The sequence below is a fragment of the Humidesulfovibrio sp. genome, from assembly GCF_030689645.1.
Lineage (GTDB): Bacteria > Desulfobacterota > Desulfovibrionia > Desulfovibrionales > Desulfovibrionaceae > Humidesulfovibrio.
Window position 1 is genome coordinate 49,946 of record NZ_JAUYFU010000026.1, and the last position, 18,647, is coordinate 68,592.

Annotated in this window: 12 protein-coding genes; 8 read left to right on the forward strand and 4 right to left on the reverse strand. The window is 63.2% G+C overall.

The annotated features are described in order from the left end of the window. Positions 1-174: 174 nt before the first annotated feature. From Q8O35_RS04520 to Q8O35_RS04530, 3 genes are all read right to left on the reverse strand, one after another. On the reverse strand, positions 175-1,569 hold the full coding sequence (locus Q8O35_RS04520) for an HD-GYP domain-containing protein (protein ID WP_305571071.1): 1,395 nt from the start codon (positions 1,567-1,569) through the stop codon (positions 175-177). After that, on the reverse strand, positions 1,562-4,738 hold the full coding sequence (locus tag Q8O35_RS04525; RefSeq protein WP_305571073.1) for an efflux RND transporter permease subunit: 3,177 nt from the start codon (positions 4,736-4,738) through the stop codon (positions 1,562-1,564). Before Q8O35_RS04525 ends, Q8O35_RS04520 begins: the two co-directional genes overlap by 8 nt. 93 nt (positions 4,739-4,831) lie before the next feature. After that, on the reverse strand, positions 4,832-6,076 hold the full coding sequence (locus tag Q8O35_RS04530) for an efflux RND transporter periplasmic adaptor subunit (RefSeq protein ID WP_305571076.1): 1,245 nt from the start codon (positions 6,074-6,076) through the stop codon (positions 4,832-4,834). 248 nt (positions 6,077-6,324) lie between these two features. Here Q8O35_RS04530 and Q8O35_RS04535 point away from each other — a divergent pair, with 248 nt between their 5' ends. The 6 genes from Q8O35_RS04535 to Q8O35_RS04560 all read left to right on the forward strand — a co-directional run bounded on the left by Q8O35_RS04535 (position 6,325) and on the right by Q8O35_RS04560 (position 12,115). After that, entirely contained in the window at positions 6,325-6,711 is a 387-nt protein-coding gene (locus tag Q8O35_RS04535) for a response regulator (protein ID WP_305571078.1), read from the forward strand. Positions 6,712-6,713: 2 nt separating this feature from the next. Then, complete coding sequence (locus Q8O35_RS04540; protein WP_305571080.1) at positions 6,714-8,105, forward strand: sigma-54 dependent transcriptional regulator; 1,392 nt, start codon at positions 6,714-6,716, stop codon at positions 8,103-8,105. Between the two features lie 268 nt (positions 8,106-8,373). Further along, the gene (locus tag Q8O35_RS04545) at positions 8,374-9,417 is read left to right on the forward strand and encodes an HD domain-containing phosphohydrolase (RefSeq protein WP_305571082.1); all 1,044 of its coding nucleotides are present in this window, start codon (positions 8,374-8,376) and stop codon (positions 9,415-9,417) included. Between the two features lie 9 nt (positions 9,418-9,426). Next, positions 9,427-9,780 carry a hypothetical protein gene (locus Q8O35_RS04550; RefSeq protein ID WP_305571084.1) on the forward strand — a complete coding sequence of 118 codons (354 nt, stop codon included), beginning with the start codon at positions 9,427-9,429 and terminating at the stop codon, positions 9,778-9,780. Continuing rightward, positions 9,777-10,271 (forward strand): chemotaxis protein CheW, encoded by a 495-nt coding sequence (locus Q8O35_RS04555; protein WP_305571086.1) that lies wholly within the window; start codon positions 9,777-9,779, stop codon positions 10,269-10,271. The genes Q8O35_RS04550 and Q8O35_RS04555 overlap by 4 nt, the downstream gene beginning before the upstream one ends. A 74-nt stretch (positions 10,272-10,345) precedes the next feature. After that, entirely contained in the window at positions 10,346-12,115 is a 1,770-nt protein-coding gene (locus tag Q8O35_RS04560; protein WP_305571088.1) for a methyl-accepting chemotaxis protein, read from the forward strand. 92 nt (positions 12,116-12,207) lie between these two features. Here Q8O35_RS04560 and Q8O35_RS04565 read toward each other — a convergent pair whose 3' ends face one another. Next, positions 12,208-16,206: a PAS domain S-box protein gene (locus Q8O35_RS04565; protein WP_305571090.1), complete on the reverse strand. Its 3,999-nt coding sequence runs from the start codon at positions 16,204-16,206 to the stop codon at positions 12,208-12,210. A 430-nt stretch (positions 16,207-16,636) separates the two neighbouring features. On the opposite strand from Q8O35_RS04565, the gene Q8O35_RS04570 reads away from it, so the two are divergent. Both Q8O35_RS04570 and Q8O35_RS04575 read left to right on the forward strand, forming a co-directional pair. After that, a complete protein-coding gene (locus Q8O35_RS04570) occupies positions 16,637-16,831 on the forward strand; it encodes a hypothetical protein (protein ID WP_305571092.1) in 195 nt (64 codons plus the stop codon). Between the two features lie 122 nt (positions 16,832-16,953). Next, positions 16,954-18,594: a glutamate synthase-related protein gene (locus tag Q8O35_RS04575; protein WP_305571094.1), complete on the forward strand. Its 1,641-nt coding sequence runs from the start codon at positions 16,954-16,956 to the stop codon at positions 18,592-18,594. The last annotated feature ends 53 nt before the right edge of the window (positions 18,595-18,647 follow it).

Here is an 18,647-nt window from a genome sequence, read left to right on the forward strand (position 1 = left end):
GAGTCAAGCCATTGGGTCCGACTTCTCAATCAACGATGAAGGGCCAGGCGGCCAGCGCGCGTCGAAGCAAGCAGGATCAACGCAGCCCCCCGGAAGAGCCGTCAAGAGACTCTCTGGCGGGCTTTGGCCGCAAAGGCCATCCAGAGAGGACGCAGGATCTTCGAGAGGAGGGAGTCAGGAGGGCACAGGGGGGCGGGACAGCCTTCTGCCCGAAAGCAGTTGCTCCATGCCTTCCATCATGGTCTCGATGTCGCCGGTGAAGTAGGTCTGAAAAATCCGGCTCAAGGCTGCCTTGAGTTCGGCCTCGCCGCTGCCCGCCGTCTTGTCATACAGATCCTGCGAAATGCGCAGGAAAGCGTCGAGCACCAGGGGATCGAACTGCACGCCGCGCCCCAGTTCCAGCAGGCGCATGGCCTCCTCGAAGGCGAAGGGCTCCTTGTACGGGCGGCGGGATGTCAGGGCGTCGAAGACATCCGCCACGGCGAATAACCGCGCGCCAAGGGGGATATCCACGCCCGCCTTGCCCTGGTCGTACCCTGACCCGTCGTAGTGCTCATGATGTCCGCTGATGACATCCACGGCATCGGAAAGCCAGCTGGCCTGGGACACGATGTCGCGCCCGTGCTGCACATGGACCTGCATCTCGCGGTATTCCTCGTCCGTCAGGGCTCCGGGCTTGAGCAGCACCGCGTCGCGGATGCCGATCTTGCCCACGTCGTGCAGCATGGCGCCCTTAATCAATGGGCGGATGGCCTCGGCTGGAAGCTCCAGGGCCTCGGCCAGACGCACGGAATAAATGGTCACGCGGTAGTTGTGCCGGTCCGTGTCGCTGTCGCGCTTGGCGATGGCGCTGCCGAGCACGCGCAGGGTCTCCAGGTTGGCCTCCTGCAAGTGCACGGAAAGATCCGTGGCGCGCCGCAGAAGCCGGATGATGACGGGATAGAGCAAAAGCGAGGTGGCCAGCACCACCAGCACCACCATGCCGATAGTGCGCGCCATGCTGCTGGCGATGTCCTCCACAACCTTGTCGGACACGGCGTAGATGCTCTCGGCGTAGGCGGCCACCCTGCCCCGGCTGTCGTTCAGCGAGACGGCCAGATGCAGGTGCGGCTTGCCGCCGATGCGCACAAGAGCCCGGCTTTGCACTGCTTCGCCAGGGGCGAAGGCGAAGCGGTGCGCATCCAGATAGGCGGCCACTTCGTGGGCGAACTGGTAGCTTGTGGCGGTGCGCTGGGCCAGAATTCTTGAATCAGCGTCGAGGATGCGCGCTGAAACGGTGTAGCCCAGAGTCGCCCGCCGCGCGCCGCCGGAAAGCGAGTCCAGCCCAGCCTGAATGCCCCTTGCATCCAGGCTGGGCTGGTCTAAAAGGGGCAGAATCACACTGCGGAAATCCTCGGCCCCGCGCAGGGAACTCTCAATAATGGCGTCATCGTACCGCGTGTAAAGCTGCACATAGACCGCCCCGGCCAGAAGCACGCAGATGAGCGCCGTCATGCCCAGCAGGCGCCGCAAGAGCAGCCGGTGCACCGAGACGGTGAGCCCCGTGCGCGGCCCCAGTGAATCAGCCATGCCGGGTGGTCGCCTCCTGCTGGTCGGCCTTCGCGCCTGGCTCCCCGGCTACCGGCTTCTTGCCGAAGCGGTCCGACAAACCCTGGATGACGCTGTACAGCACCGGAATGAGCACCACGCCCAAGACCACTGCCATGAGCATGCCACCGAACACCGCAGTGCCCATGGTGTTGCGCGCGGCAGCGCCCGCGCCGCTGGCCAGGGCCAGGGGCACCACGCCCAGGATGAAGGCGAAGCTCGTCATGAGGATGGGCCGGAAGCGCGCCAGCGCGCCTTCCAGTGCGGCTTCGTTTGTGGAAAGCCCCTCTTCTCGCTTCATCTTGGCGAACTCGACGATGAGAATGGCGTTCTTGGCCGCCAGGCCGATGAGCACCACCAGACCTATCTGCGCGTAGACGTTGTTGTCGTAGCCCCGCAGCAACTGCGCGCTCATGGCGCCCAGCACGCTGGTGGGGATGGACAGGATGACGGCAAAGGGGATGGACCAGGACTCGTACTGCGCTGCCAGCACCAGGAAGACCATCAACAGCCCCATGCCGAAGGCGATGACGGCCTGGGAACCGGCCTGCTTCTCCTGGAAGGCGATGCCTGTCCATTCCATGCCATAGCCTTGGGGCGCGGTCTTGGCCACAGCCTGCTCCACTGCGTTGATGAGATCGCCGGAGCTGTATCCGGGCGCCGCGCCGGAGGTGAACTCAACCGAACGATACAGGTTGTACCGGCGGATGTACTCCGGTCCCTTTATGTATGTGCCCAGGCCCAGGGTGCTTAGCGGCATCATGTTGCCCGCGCCGTTGCGCACGAAGAACCGCGCGATGTCTTCTTCCGTGGAGCGATACTGGGGCTCGGCCTGGAGCATCACCCGGTATGTGCGCCCGAACCTGTTGAAGTCGTTGACGTACTTTCCGCCGAGCATGATTTGCAGCGTGCTGAACACATCGTTCAAAACAACGCCCTGCGACTTCACCTTGTCGCGATCCACATCAAAGTAGTACTGCGGGACGTTGACGCTGAAGTCTGTGAACATGCCGCCCACAGACTTGGATTCCATGGCGGTCTTCCACAAAATGGCGGAGTTCTTGCCCAGTTCAGCTATGGACTTGCTGCTGCGGTCCTGCAGCTCGAACTGATAGCCGCCGGTGCTGCCCATGCCGGGCACTGTGGGGGGCGGAATGCAGAGAATGCGCGCCTCGGGCATCTGGTTGAAGGCGGCCTGGGCGCGCTTGATGCTGGCAGGCAGCGAGAGTTCCTTGGTCTTGCGCTCCTCCCAGGGCTTCAGCACCACGAACACGCAGGAGGTGTAGGAGCTGTAGCCGTTGGTCAGAATGTTCAGACCACCCATGACGATGGTGTCGGCCACTGCCGGGTCCTTGAGGAGCACGTCCTCAATCTTGCGCACCACCGCATCGTTTCGCTTGAGCGAGGCTGCCTCGGGCAAGTTCACGCTCATGATGTAGTAGCCCATGTCCTCGCTGGGCACAAAGCCCGTGGGCAGAACCTTGATGACGCCTCCGGTGGCGGCCACGACGCCCAGGAGCCCCAAAAGCACGATGGCCGACATGCGGATGCCCTTCTTCACCAACGCGCCGTATCCTCTGGTGAACGTGTCGAAGCCGCGGTTGAACGCGCCGAAGAACCGGGCCAGGATGCCCGTCTTCGTGGTGCCGGGCCGCAGCAGCAGGGCGCACAGGGCCGGGCTCAAGGTCAGGGCGTTGATGGCCGAGATGGCCACGGACACGGCCACGGTGACGGCGAACTGCTGATACAGCCGGCCCGTGGTGCCGCTCATGAAGGCAGCGGGCAGAAACACGCTCATGAGCACCAGGGAAATTGCCACGATGGGCCCGGCCACTTCGGACATGGCGCTCTTGGTGGCCTCGATGGGCGATAGCTTTTCATGATCAATCTTATGTTGCACCGCCTCCACCACCACGATGGCGTCATCCACGACAATGCCGATGGCGAGCACCATGGCGAAGAGCGTTATGGTGTTGATGGAGAACCCCAGGAGCGGGAAGAAGGCGAAGGTTCCTATGAGCGCCACGGGCACGGTTATCATGGGAATCAACGTGGCGCGCCAGTCCTGCAGGAAGATGAACACAACGATGAGCACCAGGACCACCGCCTCAAGCAGCGTGTGCAGCACGCTCTCGATGGAGGCGCTTACGAAGCGGGTGGTGTCGAAGGGCACCTTGTACTCTATGCCCTCTGGAAAGGCCTTGGCGCGGTCGGCCATGACGGCGCGCACCTGCTTGGCAAGGTCCATGGCGTTGGCGCCGGGCAGCTGGTAGATGACGAGGCTGGAGGTGGGCTTGGCGTTGAGGCGCGAAAATCCCCGGTAGCTTTCCGATCCCAGCTCCACGCGGCCCACGTCCCTCACGCGGACGATATTGCCCCCTGTGCCCGCGCGCAGGATGATGTTCCCGAACTCTTCCGGCTCTACCAGGCGGCCCTTCACCTGCACAGTGATCTGGTTGAGCACGTTGTCCGGCGCGGGCTGCTGACCCAGCTGGCCGCCAGGGGCCTGCACGTTCTGCTCGGAAAGGGCGTTCGCCACATCCACTGCCGTAAGACCTAGCTGCGACAGCTTGTTCGGGTCCAGCCACACGCGCATGCCGTAGGTCAGGTTCGCGATGAGGGTCACATTGCCCACGCCGGGAATGCGGCTGATGGCGTCCACAATATTGATGCGCGCGTAGTTCTCAAGAAACAGCGAATCGTACATGCCATTGGGCGAGGTTAGGTTCACCACCAACACGATGTCCGGCGACTGCTTCATGACCGAGACGCCTGACTTGGTCACGTCGCTCGGCAGGCTGGACTGGGCCAGCTGCACGCGGTTCTGCACGTCCACCGTCGCCAGCTCAAGGTCGCGGTCGGCCTCGAAGGAGACGTTCAGCACCAGGCGGCCATCATTGGAGCTCACGGAGTTCATGTACAGCATGCCCTGGGCGCCGTTGATCTGCTGCTCTATGGGCGCAGCCACGGTCTCCTCCACAACCTGCGCGCTGGCGCCGTTGTAGCTGGCCGTGACCTGGACCGTGGAGGGCGAGATGCGGCTTGGGAACTGCGACACAGGGAGAATAGCAATGCAAAGCCCGCCCACGATGGTGATGATGATGGAGATGACTGCGGAGAATATGGGGCGTTGGATGAAGAAATTGACCATTCCGGGCTCCCTTGTGGCGGTGCGTGCGCCTGGTGAATACAGCCTGAGAAAACGGCCGGGGGAGAATGAGCGCCCCCGGCGCGTGTCGCTAGGCTACTTCGTTGCCGGGGCTGGCTGCGCAGCAGGTGACGCAGGTGCTGCTGGTGCAGCCGCGGCAGCAGGTGCGGCAGGGTTGGCCGGCGCCGCTGCGGAAGCCGGGGTCGCGGTCACAGGAGAGCCGGTACGCACCTTCTGCCAGCCGTCGATGATGACGGTATCGCCGGGGAGCAGGCCCTGCATGACCACGTAGGAGCCCTCCACGCGGGGGCCAAGGGTCACTGGCCGGCTTTCGGCCTTGGCATCCTTGCCCACCACGAACACGAACTTGGTTCCCTGCACATCGCTGACGGCCTGCTCGGGCAACAGGGTGGCGTTGTCCACCTCGCCCATCTGCAAGCGCACCTTGGCGAACAAGCCGGGCTTGATCAGGCCCTCGGGGTTGGGAAACACGGCGCGCACAGGCAGGGTGCCGGTTGTGGGGTCCACGGCGCGGTCAGCCATGTCGACGCGGCCTTCGTGGGGGAACACGCTTCCGTCAGCCAGGGTGACGGAGCACTTGAAGGGGTTGAGCGGCAGCCCCTTGGCCTTTGCCTCCATATAATCCTTGGCCACCATCAGGTATTCGCGTTCGCTGATGCTGAAGGTGACGGTGAAGGAATCCGTGGCGGAGATGGTCGCCAGCAGGCTGTTCTGGCCCGGACCAACGAGGTCGCCCACCTTGAAATTACTCTTGCCGATGCGCCCGGACTGCGGCGCGACAACCTTGGTGTAGCCCAGGTTGGTGCGCGCCTCGCTGGCCGTGGCGGAGGAGGCGGCGACGCTGGCGGCCAACTGGCGCTCGTTGGTCACCTTGGCGTCGTATTCCTGCTGGCTCACGGCGCCCTGCTTCACCAGGGCCTCGAACCGCTGGCGCTCCTTGCGCGCGTAGTCGAGGGAAGCCCTGTCCTTGGCCACGTCGGCGCTGGTCCTGGCCAGGGTGTTCTGCTGCTCAACGGGATCAATGACAAAGAGCAGATCCCCGGCCTTGACCAGGGAGCCTTCCTTGAAATTGATCTTCTTGAGGAAGCCGTTGATGCGCGCCTGAAGCTCCACCGTTGACTCAGAGTCCGTGCGGCCCGTGAACTCTCCCACCAGGGGCACGGTTTTGGACTGAATGACCGCAGTGGTGACGGGAACGGGGGTTTCCTGGCCGGGCTTATCATCCTTGCCGCAACCACACAGGCTAACCGCCAGCAAAAGCAGGAGGGCAATGCGAGAAACGTGAGGCAGCTGTAACGCGGAGCGGGTACGCTTCGTCATGGGTGGTCCTCCTGAAGATTGCGCCGATGCTCGCCTGCAAGCGAACCTGCGACCTGATGTATTACGTATAGTTCGTATGCCACGACATGAGCTTACGATCAAGGGGGACTACCGACCAAACATGCCACCATCTGAAAATTAATGCACAAACCGATGTGCGGTTTCGTGTTCACAACCATGTACGTTGCGTTCCAGAAACGCTTTCCAACTCTTTGACAACAGGGCGAGATGAGGTGTATTGTTAACAAATGTCAGATTTGAATCCGCACCAACACTCCATCCTCGTCCTGGATGACGAACTGCGCATGCGGGAAGCGCTCTCGGACTTCCTCTCCGACATGGACTACAGGCCCACGGCAGTTGGCACCGCCCAGCAGGCATTGGATGCTCTGCGAAGCCAACACTTCACCATCGCCATTGTTGCCGTACGCCTGCCGGACATGGACGGCATCACGTTCATGACGCAGGCCCGCGCCATCCAGCCGCGCCTGCGCTGCATCATCCACACGGGCTCCCTGGACCTCCTTTCCGGCTGCGACCTGTCTGAAAACGGCGTCGAGGCCGTGCTCATCAAACCCGTCACCGACATGAACCGCTTCCTCGACGTCATCAACGGCCTGCCCGGAACACCCTGAGCATGCAGCCGCAATCCCCCGCCCCCCTGCTCGTCGTTGAGGACGAGCCCATGCTCCGACTCACCCTGGGCGACCACCTGCGCGACCGCGGCTTCGAAGTGCTGGAAGCCGGAGACGGCGCAACGGGGCTGGAGCTTTTCCGCCAGCGCAAACCGGCCCTGGTGACCCTGGACCTGCGCATGTCGCCCATGGACGGCCACGCCGTCCTCGCCGCCATCCGCCAAATTGATCTTGAAGTCCCGGTGATCATCGTCTCCGGCCAGGGGCAGATGGACGACGTCATCCGCGCCCTGCGCGCCGGAGCATTTGACTACCTGCAGAAGCCCATCACCGACATGGCCATTCTGGACCACGCAGTGGACCGGGCGCTGGAGCGCGTTGCGCTGAAGCGCGGCAACGCCATGCTCTCGCGCTCTTTCCTGGCCGATGGCCCGCAGCGCCCGGAAGACTTCGCCGAACTTCTGACCGCGAGCCCGCGCATGCGCGACATCTTCCGCTACTGCGAAGCCGTGGCCCAAAGCCCGGAACCTGTGCTCATCACCGGCGAAACCGGCGTGGGCAAGGAACTGCTGGCCCAGGCCCTGCACCGGTCCAGCCGCAGGCCCGGCCCCTTTGTGGCGGTGAACGTGGCCGGACTGGACGACCAGGCCTTTTCCGACACGCTCTTCGGACACGTGAAAGGCGCCTTCACCGGTGCGGACCGCCCGCGCGAGGGCTTCATGGAAAAAGCTGCCGGCGGCACCCTGTTCCTGGACGAAGTGGGCGACCTGGGCCAGCAGGCCCAAATCCGCCTGCTGCGGGTGTTGCAGGAACGGGAGTACCACCCGCTCGGCTCGGACGGCGTGCGGCCCCTGCGCGCGCGCATCCTGGCCGCCACCAACAGGCGCCTGGAGGAGCTGCGCCAAAGCCAGACCTTTCGCAGCGATTTTTTCTTCCGCCTGGCCACCCACGCAGTGGCCCTGCCCCCCCTGCGCGAGCGGTCCGAGGACATTGCGCTGCTGCTGCGCAACTTTCTGGACCAGGCCTGCCGCGCCCTGGGCCGCCAAGCCCCGGACTGCTCCCCGGATCTTGCCGCGCGGCTGCGCGCCTATGGCTTTCCCGGCAACGTGCGCGAGCTCAAGGCCCTGGCCCACGACGCCCTTGGCCGGTGCGCCCCGGGGCGGCCCCTCGGCCCGGAGGCCTTCCCGGTGCTGTGCGGCCTGCCCGATCAGGAACCCGCCAAAGCCGCGCACCAGGACATCTTCACCACCCAGCCCGCTCTGCCCACCATCCGCGCCGCCACAGACGCCCTGGTGGCCGAGGCCCTGCGCCGCGCAAGCGGTGTGCAGAAGACCGCCGCCGCGCTACTGGGCATCAGCCCCCAATCGTTGAGCGAACGCCTGAAACGCCATTAACCCTGCCCCACCGCCTCCGCAAAAAATCAGAATCAGGATTTCCTGATTCCATCAGCTTTTCCTGACCCAAAAACAACTCACTGTATTTATACATCTTTCAGTGCAACCAAGCACCAAGCCGCTCAGGAATCCCGAATCTCCGAAGACACATCCCCCGCTCCGCATACGGCCAACCACCTGTAAAAACACACATTTCAAGCACGCTCAACCTTGGCACGCAACTTGAGTATCTGCCACCAGATCCACCTGCGAACAAGGAAGCACCAGCATGGCCAAGATCCTGTGCATCGACGACGAACCCCTCATGCGCCTGACCACATGCGACTTTCTGTCCGACATTGGGCACGAGGTGCTGGACGCCGACACCGGCGGCCTAGGGCTCGAGATGTTCAGGCTGCACAGGCCGGACATCGTCCTCTCCGACCTGCGCATGCCCGGCGGCGACGGATTCCTCGTGGTGGCCCACCTGGCGGAGGAGTCGCCCGACACTCCGGTGCTCATCATCTCTGGCACGGGCACGGTGGAGGAGGCCGTGAAGACCATGCGCATGGGCGCCTGGGACTACCTGACCAAGCCCCTGAGCGACATGCTCCTGCTTGGCACGACAGTGGACAAGCTGCTTGCCAAGGCGCGCGACCGCAAGAACTCGCGGCAGTATCAGCAAGGATTGGAGAGCCGGAACCAAGAGCTTGAGAGCGAGATCGTGAGCTGGTCGCGCAGGCACCAGGACACAGTGCAACGGCTGGAGACGGCGCTTCAGACCAGCATCAACTCCCTGAACCTGGCGGTGAAGGAGAAGGATCCATACACAGCCGGCCACAATGAGCGTGTGGCGCGGGTAGCTGTAGACATCGGCCAGGCTATGGGCCTTGGCAAGGACGAGCTGGACACCCTGCTCATCGCCGGACTTCTGCACGACATCGGCAAGATCGGCGTGCATGAGGCCATCCTCAACAAGCGCAGCTCCCTGAGCGCAAGCGAATTCGAGCAGATCAAGAGCCACGCCATCGGCGGCCACCGCATTCTGGAGAACATACCCTTCGACGGCCCCGTGGCCGAGGCCGTGCGCCAGCATCACGAACGCTTCGACGGCACGGGGTATCCCGAGGCCCTGTCGGGCGAGTCCATTCTTCTGGAAGCGCGCATCCTGGCCGTGGCGGACGTCTACGAAGCCCTCACCTCGAACCGGCCCTACCGCCCCGGGCTTGCCCCGGCGGACGCCGCAGCCCATGTGCTTGAGCGCTCTGGAACACATTTCTGCCCGCGGTGCGTGGACGCCTTCGCGCGGGTGCTTTCCCTACAGAACACCTAGGAGGACCAGATGATCGAGACAGACGACAGACCGGCGTTGCGGGTTTTGGCATACGGGCACAACCAGCCCTGCCAGCTTTCCGGTCTTGCCGAGCACAAGGCTGAACTCATCTCCATGGGCGGAGACAATGCCCGCCTGCGCCTGCGCGCCCCGGCGAAGACGCTGCTGCGCCACGGGGAACGCTGCGTGCTGCGCCACACCATCACGCTGGACGGCGTGTCTCTGCCGCCGACCCCCTGCGTTGTGGAATGGCTGAACGGCCAAGAGGCCGGCGTGACCTTTGACACCGCCCAGAACTTCAGCATGCTTGCGCTGCAACAGGTAATCGCACGGGGCCTGCTGACACGAGAGGAGGCGGCATGACCACCGTCGCAGCCAACATCTCCGGGGACTCCTTGCTCCAGCTCGTCACCTTCAAGGTGGCGGAGGAGGAGTATGGGGTGGACATCCTCTCGGTGCAGGAAATCATCCGCCACACCGGCATAACCAAGGTGCCCAGCGCCCCGTCCTTTGTGGAAGGCATCCTGAACCTGCGCGGCAAGGTCATCCCCATCATCGACATGCGCAAGCGCTTCGGACTGGAGACCAAGGCCCCCGACGGCCAGACGCGCATCGTGGTCTTCGCCCTCGCAAGCGGCGTGGTGGGCTGCCTGGTGGACTCGGTCTCCGAGGTGCTGCGCCTGCCTTCATCAATGGTCGATGCGCCGCCAGCCGTGGTTTCCGGGGTGGACTCCAAGTACATCCTCGGCGTGGGAAGGCTCGATGACCGGCTGCTCATCCTGCTGGATTCAGCCCAAGTTCTTACCGTCGAAGAGCTTGACTCTCTCAAGGGACACGCTATACGTACACAATAACACTAAAGTGTACGCAACAACGCGACGATACAACCACAGCGAATACTGTTCACCGCAACCAGGAGCGAACCGTCATGAACACCCTGCGAAATCTCCAGCTTCGCACCAAGCTGCTTGCAAGCTTTATTCTCACCGCGCTCATCACTCTGGGCGTGGGCTTCTACGGAAGCAACAAAATGCACGAAATCGACAACAACGACACCAGGCTGTACGAGGAGGCCACCGCTCCACTGGGCCTGATCGCCGACGTCTCCACCAGCTTCCAGCGCATCCGCGTCAACGCCCTTGTGGCTGTTCACGCCAAGGACAAGGCTGAAGCTACAGACGCGGTAGAGAGCATCAAGAAGTTCAGGGCCGTCATCAAGGATAACGTCGAGAAATTTGAGAAGACGCTTACCACCAGCGAAGAAAAAAAGTTGTTTGGCGAACTGCAGGAACAGCGCAAGCTCTATATCACAGTGCTGGACAAGCTCATCGCCCTGGTCCTTGAAGGCAAGTCCGCAGAGGCCAGCGCGCTGATGACCGGCGATGTTCGCACCGTAGCTCGGGCCTACCAGGACTCCATCGACAAGCTCATGGACCTTAAGATGGCGCAGGCCAAGCAGCTTTCAGACGGCAACACTGCGAATGCGACCGCCGCCTCCAATATGATGTACATCGTCATGGCGCTGGCCTTCGTCACCGCCGTGGGCCTGGGCTTCATCATCACCACCAACGTGTCGGGACAGTTGGGCGAGGATCCAGGCTACCTGCATGAGGTGGCGGGCAAGATCGCCGGGGGCGACCTGGACGTGGCCTTCCGCGCTCAAAAGAAGGCGGGCGGCGTTTACGAAGTAATGCAAAACATGGTGAAGACCATGAAGGCCAAGATCGCCGAAGCCGACCAGAAGACCGCCGAGGCCGCCGAACAGGCGCGCCTGGCCCAGATCGCCACCAAGGAAGCCAACGAGGCCAAGGCTCTGGCCGAACGCGCCAAGGCCGAGGGCATGATGCAGGCAGCGACTCAGCTGGAGAAGGTCGTGGAGATCATCAGCTCCGCCTCTGAGGAGCTCTCGGCCCAGATCGAGCAGTCCAGCCGCGGCACCGAAGTGCAAAGCCAGCGCGTGGCCGAAACCGCCACGGCCATGGAAGAAATGAACGCAACCGTGCTTGAGGTGGCCAAGAACGCCTCCCAGGCCGCCGATTCCTCGCACAACGCCCGCAACAAGGCCGTGGAGGGCGCGAAGGTCGTTGCCCACGCGGTGGAGAGCATCACCGCCGTGCAGACCAAGTCCGTGATCCTCAAGGAGGACATGGCGGTGCTGGGCAAGCAGGCCGAGGGCATCGGCCAGATCATGAACGTCATCAGCGACATCGCCGACCAGACCAACCTGCTGGCGCTGAACGCCGCCATTGAGGCCGCCAGAGCTGGCGACGCAGGCCGCGGATTCGCAGTGGTGGCCGACGAGGTGCGCAAGCTGGCCGAGAAGACCATGACCGCCACCAAGGAAGTGGGCGACGCCATCCGCGGCATCCAGGAAGGTGCGCGCAAGAACCTGGACAACGTGGAGCACTCGGTGGTCACCATCGAGCAGGCCACCAGCCTGGCCAACGAGTCCGGCGTTGCCCTGAAGGAGATCGTGGCCCTGGTGGAGACCTCCACGGACCAGGTGCGGTCCATCGCCGCGGCCAGCGAAGAGCAGTCCGCCGCCAGCGAGGAGATCAACCGCAGCATCGAGGACATCAACCGCATCTCCGGCGAGACCGCCAGCGCCATGAACCAGTCGGCCCAGGCCGTTGGCGACTTGGCCAGCCAGGCCCAGAGCCTGCGCGCCCTCATCGAGAAGATGAAGAGCGGCGCGTAGCCGGCGCACAAGTACCAGACAGCGCGGCGTTGAGCCGTGGTCAAAAGAAACAAAGCCCCGCCCGGATGAACGTCCAGGCGGGGCTTTTCGCGTCAACTGGCTGCGGTCGGGGGGGGCGCGACATCGGCAGCAACAGCGGCCTGGACGTGGCGGCGCGACAGCGGCAGTTTTATGGTGAAACGCGTGCCGTGGCCCAATTCAGAGACAACGCGCATCTCGCCGCGATGTGTGGCGGTGATAATGAAATAAGACACGGAAAGCCCGAGGCCAGTGCCCTCGCCCACCTTCTTGGTGGTGTAGAAGGGCTCGAACACCCGCCCCAACTGGTCCGGGGGAATGCCGGGGCCGTTGTCCTCCACCTCAATGACGGCATGCTCGCCAACCTTATTCACGCGCACGACGATGGCCGGGCCCACAGTCTTGGCCTCGGCCATGGCCTGGGCCGCGTTTCGCAGCAGGTTCAACAGCACCTGCTCGATCTCCGAGGGAATGCACGGGATGGACGGCAGCGCCTCGGAAAACTCCAGGCGCACGTCGATCTGTCTGAAGTCGTACTTCTTCTTCAGGTCGTAGTCCTTCTCCGCCAGGGAAACGGCCTGGCGCACCAGCGCCTCTGCATCCTGATCCACTATGCCGGAGTCGCTGCGGCGGCTGAAGTTCAACATGTGGCGCACGATCTCCGCTGCGCGCTGCCCGGCCTCGCGGATGCCTTCCAGGTAGCGCAGGATGTTGCGGCGCTCCATATACTCATGCACTGCCTCAAGCTCCACGCCCAGTAATGCGGCCTCCTTGCGGTTGGCCGGTATCGACGGGTCCAGACGGCGCTGCACTCCGAGCACGGACTGGAAGATTATGCCCAGGGGGTTGTTGATCTCATGCGCCATGCCTGCGGCCAGGCCGCCAAGGGACGTCATCTTTTCCGCCTGCACCATGCTCTGCTGCACCAGCTTCATCTCGGTTATGTCTCGGATGAGGCTGATCAGGCAGGTTTCCCCGGCGATGTCGATGAGCTGTGCGGAATTGAGGGCATTGCGAACCACGCCGTCCTTGCGCCGCAGCAGGAATTCAAAGTCCACCACCTTGCCCAGACTTTCAAGCTGCGACAGAAACAAAAGCCTCTGGGCCGGGTCCACCCAGAGACCGAGGGTCTGCGTGCCGCGCCCCAGGGCTTCCTCGACAGAATAGCCGGTCAGGGGCTCAAAGGCCTCGTTGGCGTCCATGAAGATGCTGTCCGGAAGACTCACAATCGAAATACAATACGGCGCCAGGGAAAACACCTTGGAGAACTTCTCCTCCGACTGCCTGAGCATGTCTTCAGCCTGCCTGCGCGCCGTCACATCGCGCAGGAGCGCCAGCAGGTAGCGCGTGTCGCCCACGTCCATGGGCGTCAGCGAAACCTCCACGTCAATAGACGCTCCATCAGCCCGGCGGCTGACCCAATCGAACCTGAGGCGCTGGCCGGAGGCGGCCTGTTCCAGCACATGCTCCATGGCGTCGACGCTGTCTGTCCCGTCCGGCTGCCTTGGCGGCGAGAGGGACGCGGGGGTCTTGCCCATGAGCAGTGATTTGCCGCAGCCGAAAAGGGTTATGGCGCTGCGGTTGCAGTCCACAATGCGCTGGCCGTCCAGAACAAGGATAGTGTCCTCGGCGGACTCGAACAGGGTGCGGTACATCTTTTCGCTGGCGGACAGCGCAAGTTCCGCGTTCTTGCGCGCGCTGATGTCCTGGAGAATGCCCAGCATCTGCACGGGCCGGCCCGATTCGCCGGGCAGGAACACACCGCTTTCGTGCACGTATATGTAATGGCCGTCATGGTGGCGCAGGCGATAGTCTGCCTGAAACTTGCCGCAAGCGAAGTGCGCCTCGGCCAGCTGCCGCAGCACGTCCGGGGCGTCGTCCGGGTGCAGCATGTCCGCCCACTTGTGCAGCGGCCCGTGCAGCTCCTCTGGCGAAAGCCCCAGCACAGCCTGACTGGCCCCGGTCCACAGGACAGAGTCGCTGGCCATGTCGTAGTCGTAGAAAACATGCTGGGCCGCCGTGTTGACGATGTCGAAGCGCTGCATCCAGCGCTGGAGCTCCAGTTCGCGCTCCTTGCGCTCAGTGATGTCCTGGAGGATGCCCAGCATCTGCCCGGCCCGCCCGGTCTCGTCCGGCAGGTACACCCCGCTTTCATACACATGGACGTTATGCCCATCGGCATGGCGCAGGCGGTACTCGGACACGAAATGCCCGCAGCGCTCCCGCGCCTCCTCCGCCCGGCGCAGCACCTCAGGAGCGTCCTCCGGGTGCAGAAGGTCCGCCCACTTCTGGTTCGATCCGCTCATCTCCTCCGGCGACAGGCCAACCATGGCCTGGGTTGCGCCGGTCCACTGGATATCACCGCTCAGCATGTCGTGATCGTAGAATACGTGCTGGGCCGCGGCGTTGACAATTTCGAAGCGCTGTTTCCAGCGCCGGAGCTCCAGCTCCTGCTCCTTGCGCTCGGAGATGTCGCGGGCAATGCCCAGCACCCCCACCAGCGCCCCAGAATCGTCGCGCATGGGGGTCTTGATGGTCTCAAAAAGGCCTCGGTACCCGGTATCCGGGAACGTCAGCCATTCCTCGTTGCGCGTAGGGCGACCGGCCTCCATGGCCTTGCGGTCGTTGGTCAGGAAGAATTCGGCCAGCTCCGCATCCACGAAGTCATGGTCCCTGCGGCCCAGGATGTTCGCCTCCTTGGCGCCGAACAAGCGCTCAAAGGCGGGGTTGCAGCTCAAATACACGCCGTTGAAGTCTTTCAGCCATACAAGGTCGGGAATGCACGCCTTGAGGGCGCGCAGCAGGGACTCGGACTTGCGCAGGGCGTCCTCGGCCCGCTTGCGCTCGCTGATGTCCTCAACGGTTCCGTCCAGCCAGGCGGGATTCCCGGCTTCATCATATTGCAGCGAGGCGTGTATGATGGCGAAGAGCTGGCTGCCGTCCTTGCGTTTGAATTCAATCTCCATGCTCACGGCCTTGGGCGTGGCCAGAAGCGCGTCCAGGAACCGCTTCCGTTCTGATGGAGTGGGATAGATGTCGCGCGACAGATCAACCACGTTGGCCAGCAGTTCTTCGCGGCTGGCATAGCCCAGCATGCGCGCCAGGGTGGGATTGGCCTCCACGAAGCGCCCGCTGAAGGTGGTGCGGTAGATGCCTATGGGCGAATTGTTGAAGATGGCCCGGTATTTCTCCTCGCTCTGCGCCAGCGCCAACTCCGCCTGCCTGCGCGAGGTCATGTCCACGGTGATGGAGATGATGCAAGGCTCTCCGCCGACGGTGACGGGCGCGGAAGAAAAGAGAACATGCGCCACGCTCCCATCGGACCGGACGATTGTCTCCGTCTGGTCCGTAATCCCCCCCTCTTCCTGGATCCTGCGGCGATAGGCCAGGGACTCCTCCGCCGACATGCGGGTGAGGGTCTGCGGGTCGAGCCTCCTGATCTCCTCTTTGCTGAGGCCGATGCTGCGCACGAACGCTGCGTTGACATCAACATAGAAGCCGTCGCTCATACGATTAATGACGATGGCGTACGGGGCGTTCTCGAAAATAGAGCGGAAGCGCGCCTCGCTCTCCGCCAAACTGGCGCGCACGGATTCCGCCTCGGAGACGTCGATCAAGATGCCTACGATGCTTTCAACCGTCCCGTCCGGGGCGAGAAGCGGCTCCGCGTGGAGCTGGAACGCGCCGGCCGCAAGACGCACCACGTCCTGAACCTGCTCGCCGCGCAGGCAGCGCTCATAATAGCCCAGCCAGTCCGCCTGCCCAAGGCCAAGATCCTGGAAGCGACGCCCCTTGTGGGCTCCCTCGGAAAGGCCCAGGCTCTTGAGCCCGCGCCCCTCAGAGAGCAGGATGGTGCCGTCCGGCGCGAGGATGAAAACAATGGATTCGGTGTTGCCGAGCACAGCGCCCAGGCTGGCTTCGCGCTCACGAAGACGGCGCTCCGCCTCCTTGCGCTGCTCAAGCTCCTGCCTCAGCGCCTGCGCCTGCTCTTCAACCTGCGTGCGCAGTCTCCGCGACCGCAGGAGCAAGGCCACCGCCGCGCAAAGGGCGACAAGCAACAGCACAATCACCACGTCCAGCAAGGTGTGGTGCGTGTGCGCATCGTTCGGGACTTGACTCCCCAGGATGCTGGCAGCAGCCTGGGACGCAGAGAGACAAACAGCAAAAACAGCTAGCAGCTGCGCACCGATCCGCCGCATCATCACTCCTCTACCTTCTGGCACAGTGCCGCAGGCCAATCTGGTTTTTTACTGCATAGGCTTAGCAAGTTCCCCGCAAAAGGGGAAGGAGCCCCCTGGCTGCGCGCGATTCGCAGGACAAAATCCCGTAAACGGGAAAATAGCCCAACCACTCTCATACTTTTACCCGGTTCAAATGGCCTTTTCACCTATATCCTACACGGCCACACAGGGATTACAAACTTCTGAATAGGAGTCTTTCCCGGCGGAGCCCAAGGTGCAAGAAGATGCACTGGGGGTGTGATGTTCTTGAATTGGAGGAAACATGCCAAGCAATTCAGAATACGCGCAAAGACAGTTTCGGGCCGAAGCGACCGGACTGGCTGAGAAAGAAATGATGGAGCACGAGCTGCGCACGTTGCGGAGAAAGGTTCAGGCCCTTGAAGAAAGGGTCGCCAGCCTCTCCCACGAGCTCTCCGCCCGGAAGGGAGAGGTGCAGAACCCGCGCGGTTTTTCCTAAAACCGCAACGGACAACGCACTTTCCCAGGCAGGGGGAACAGACCACCGGTTTGAGAGCAGCGCACGCGCCATGGGCAGGGGTTGATGGAATCTTTAGGGGAATCATTTTAGTTGGAGGTAATATGTCCCAGTGGTCTAAAAGCAACGACGTCCTGAACACTGTAAACCGGGGCAATCCCTGTGAATCCGGCCTGTGCACCTTGTGCCGGGCCGACTGCTCCGGCAAGTGCGAAACCTGGCTCTCCAGCTTGAAGGGCAGAAGCCTGCTCTACCCCCGGGATTTCGGCACCGTAACCGCCGGCAGCGCCAACACCTGCCACGTGGGCGTGAGCTACAACTCCCTGCGCATCCAGGGTTACAACTACGGCGCGGACGGCCTGGCCAAGGGCGTTTCCAACTCGCCGGACAACTGTCTGTTCACCAAGGTTGACCTGGAGACCAGCTTCGGCAACGTCGACCCGGTGAAGTGCCGCCTGCCGCTCATGACCGGCGCGCTGGGCTCCACCTTCATCGCCGCCAAATATTGGGATTCCTTCGCCATCGGCGGATCCCTCGTGGGCATTCCCGTTGTCGTGGGCGAAAACGTCGTCGGCGTGGACCGCGAGTCCACCCTCACCGGCAACAAGATCACCAAGGCTCCTGAGCTTGACCGCCGCGTGGAGACCTACCTGCGCTACAACGACGGATACGGCGCCATCATCGTGCAGATGAACGTCGAGGACACCCGCAACGGCGTGGCCGAATACGTCATCGACAAGTACGGCGACAAGGTCTGCCTGGAGCTCAAGTGGGGCCAGGGAGCCAAGAACATCGGCGGAGAGATCGAGGTGAACAGCCTTGAGTACGCCCTGTTCCTGAAAAATCGCGGCTACCTGGTCGACCCGGATCCCGAGGACGCCAAGGTTCAGGAGGCCTTCAAGGCCGGCGCCATCCATTCCTTCGCCCGCCACAGCCGCCTGGGCTACACCGACCTCAGCACCGAGGCCCAGGTGCGCGAAAGCTTCATGGAGTCCGTGGCCTACCTGCGCAAGCTGGGCTTCAAGCGCATCTCCCTCAAGACCGGTTCCTACGGCATGGAAGCCCTCGCCATGTCCATCAAGTACGCCAGCGACGCCAAGCTCGACCTCCTGACCATCGACGGCTCCGGCGGCGGCACGGGCATGAGCCCCTGGAACATGATGGAAACCTGGGGCGTGCCCTCCATCAATCTGCACGCCAAGGCCCGCGAATACGCAGCCCTTCTGGCCTCTCGCGGCGAGAAGGTCGTGGACCTGTCCTTTGCCGGCGGTTTCGCCCGCGAAGACCACATCTTCAAGGCCATGGCCCTGGGCGCCCCCTTCGCCAAGCTCATCTGCATGGGCCGCGCCATCATGATTCCCGGCTTCCTGGGCGCCAACATCGAAGGCGCGCTGAACCCGGACCGCAAGGCCAAGATCCACGGCAACTGGGACAAGCTGCCCAAGACCGTCAGCGACCTCGGCACCTCTCCGGAGCAGATCTTCGCCTGCTACGAAGACGTCAAGAAGAAGGTCGGCGCTTCGGAGATCAAGAACATCCCCTACGGCGCCATCGCCTTCTGCACCCTGGCCGACAAGCTCTCCGCCGGGCTCCAGCAGCTCCTGGCCGGCGCTCGCCGCTTCAAGCTCGCCGAGCTCACCCGCAACGACATCGCCGCCGCCAACCGCGAAACCGCGCTGGAGACGGGCATCGGCTTCATCACCGATGTGCAAGACGAAACCGCCAGGAAGATCCTGGAAAGCTAGACCGGAAACGGGGCTCCTCTCTGCCGCAAGGCCGGGAGGAGCCCCTATCCCGG

What these genes read in the sequence shown, in the direction of transcription:
- Q8O35_RS04545 (WP_305571082.1), top strand. Translation starts at nt 8,374, where the DNA reads ATGGCCAAGATCCTGTGCATCGACGACGAACCCCTCATGCGCCTGACC.
- Q8O35_RS04550 (WP_305571084.1), top strand. Translation starts at nt 9,427, where the DNA reads ATGATCGAGACAGACGACAGACCGGCGTTGCGGGTTTTGGCATACGGG.
- Q8O35_RS04575 (WP_305571094.1), top strand. Translation starts at nt 16,954, where the DNA reads ATGTCCCAGTGGTCTAAAAGCAACGACGTCCTGAACACTGTAAACCGG.
- Q8O35_RS04530 (WP_305571076.1), bottom strand. Translation starts at nt 6,076, where the DNA reads ATGACGAAGCGTACCCGCTCCGCGTTACAGCTGCCTCACGTTTCTCGC.
- Q8O35_RS04525 (WP_305571073.1), bottom strand. Translation starts at nt 4,738, where the DNA reads ATGGTCAATTTCTTCATCCAACGCCCCATATTCTCCGCAGTCATCTCC.
- Q8O35_RS04535 (WP_305571078.1), top strand. Translation starts at nt 6,325, where the DNA reads ATGTCAGATTTGAATCCGCACCAACACTCCATCCTCGTCCTGGATGAC.
- Q8O35_RS04520 (WP_305571071.1), bottom strand. Translation starts at nt 1,569, where the DNA reads ATGGCTGATTCACTGGGGCCGCGCACGGGGCTCACCGTCTCGGTGCAC.
- Q8O35_RS04555 (WP_305571086.1), top strand. Translation starts at nt 9,777, where the DNA reads ATGACCACCGTCGCAGCCAACATCTCCGGGGACTCCTTGCTCCAGCTC.
- Q8O35_RS04540 (WP_305571080.1), top strand. Translation starts at nt 6,714, where the DNA reads ATGCAGCCGCAATCCCCCGCCCCCCTGCTCGTCGTTGAGGACGAGCCC.
- Q8O35_RS04560 (WP_305571088.1), top strand. Translation starts at nt 10,346, where the DNA reads ATGAACACCCTGCGAAATCTCCAGCTTCGCACCAAGCTGCTTGCAAGC.
- Q8O35_RS04570 (WP_305571092.1), top strand. Translation starts at nt 16,637, where the DNA reads ATGCCAAGCAATTCAGAATACGCGCAAAGACAGTTTCGGGCCGAAGCG.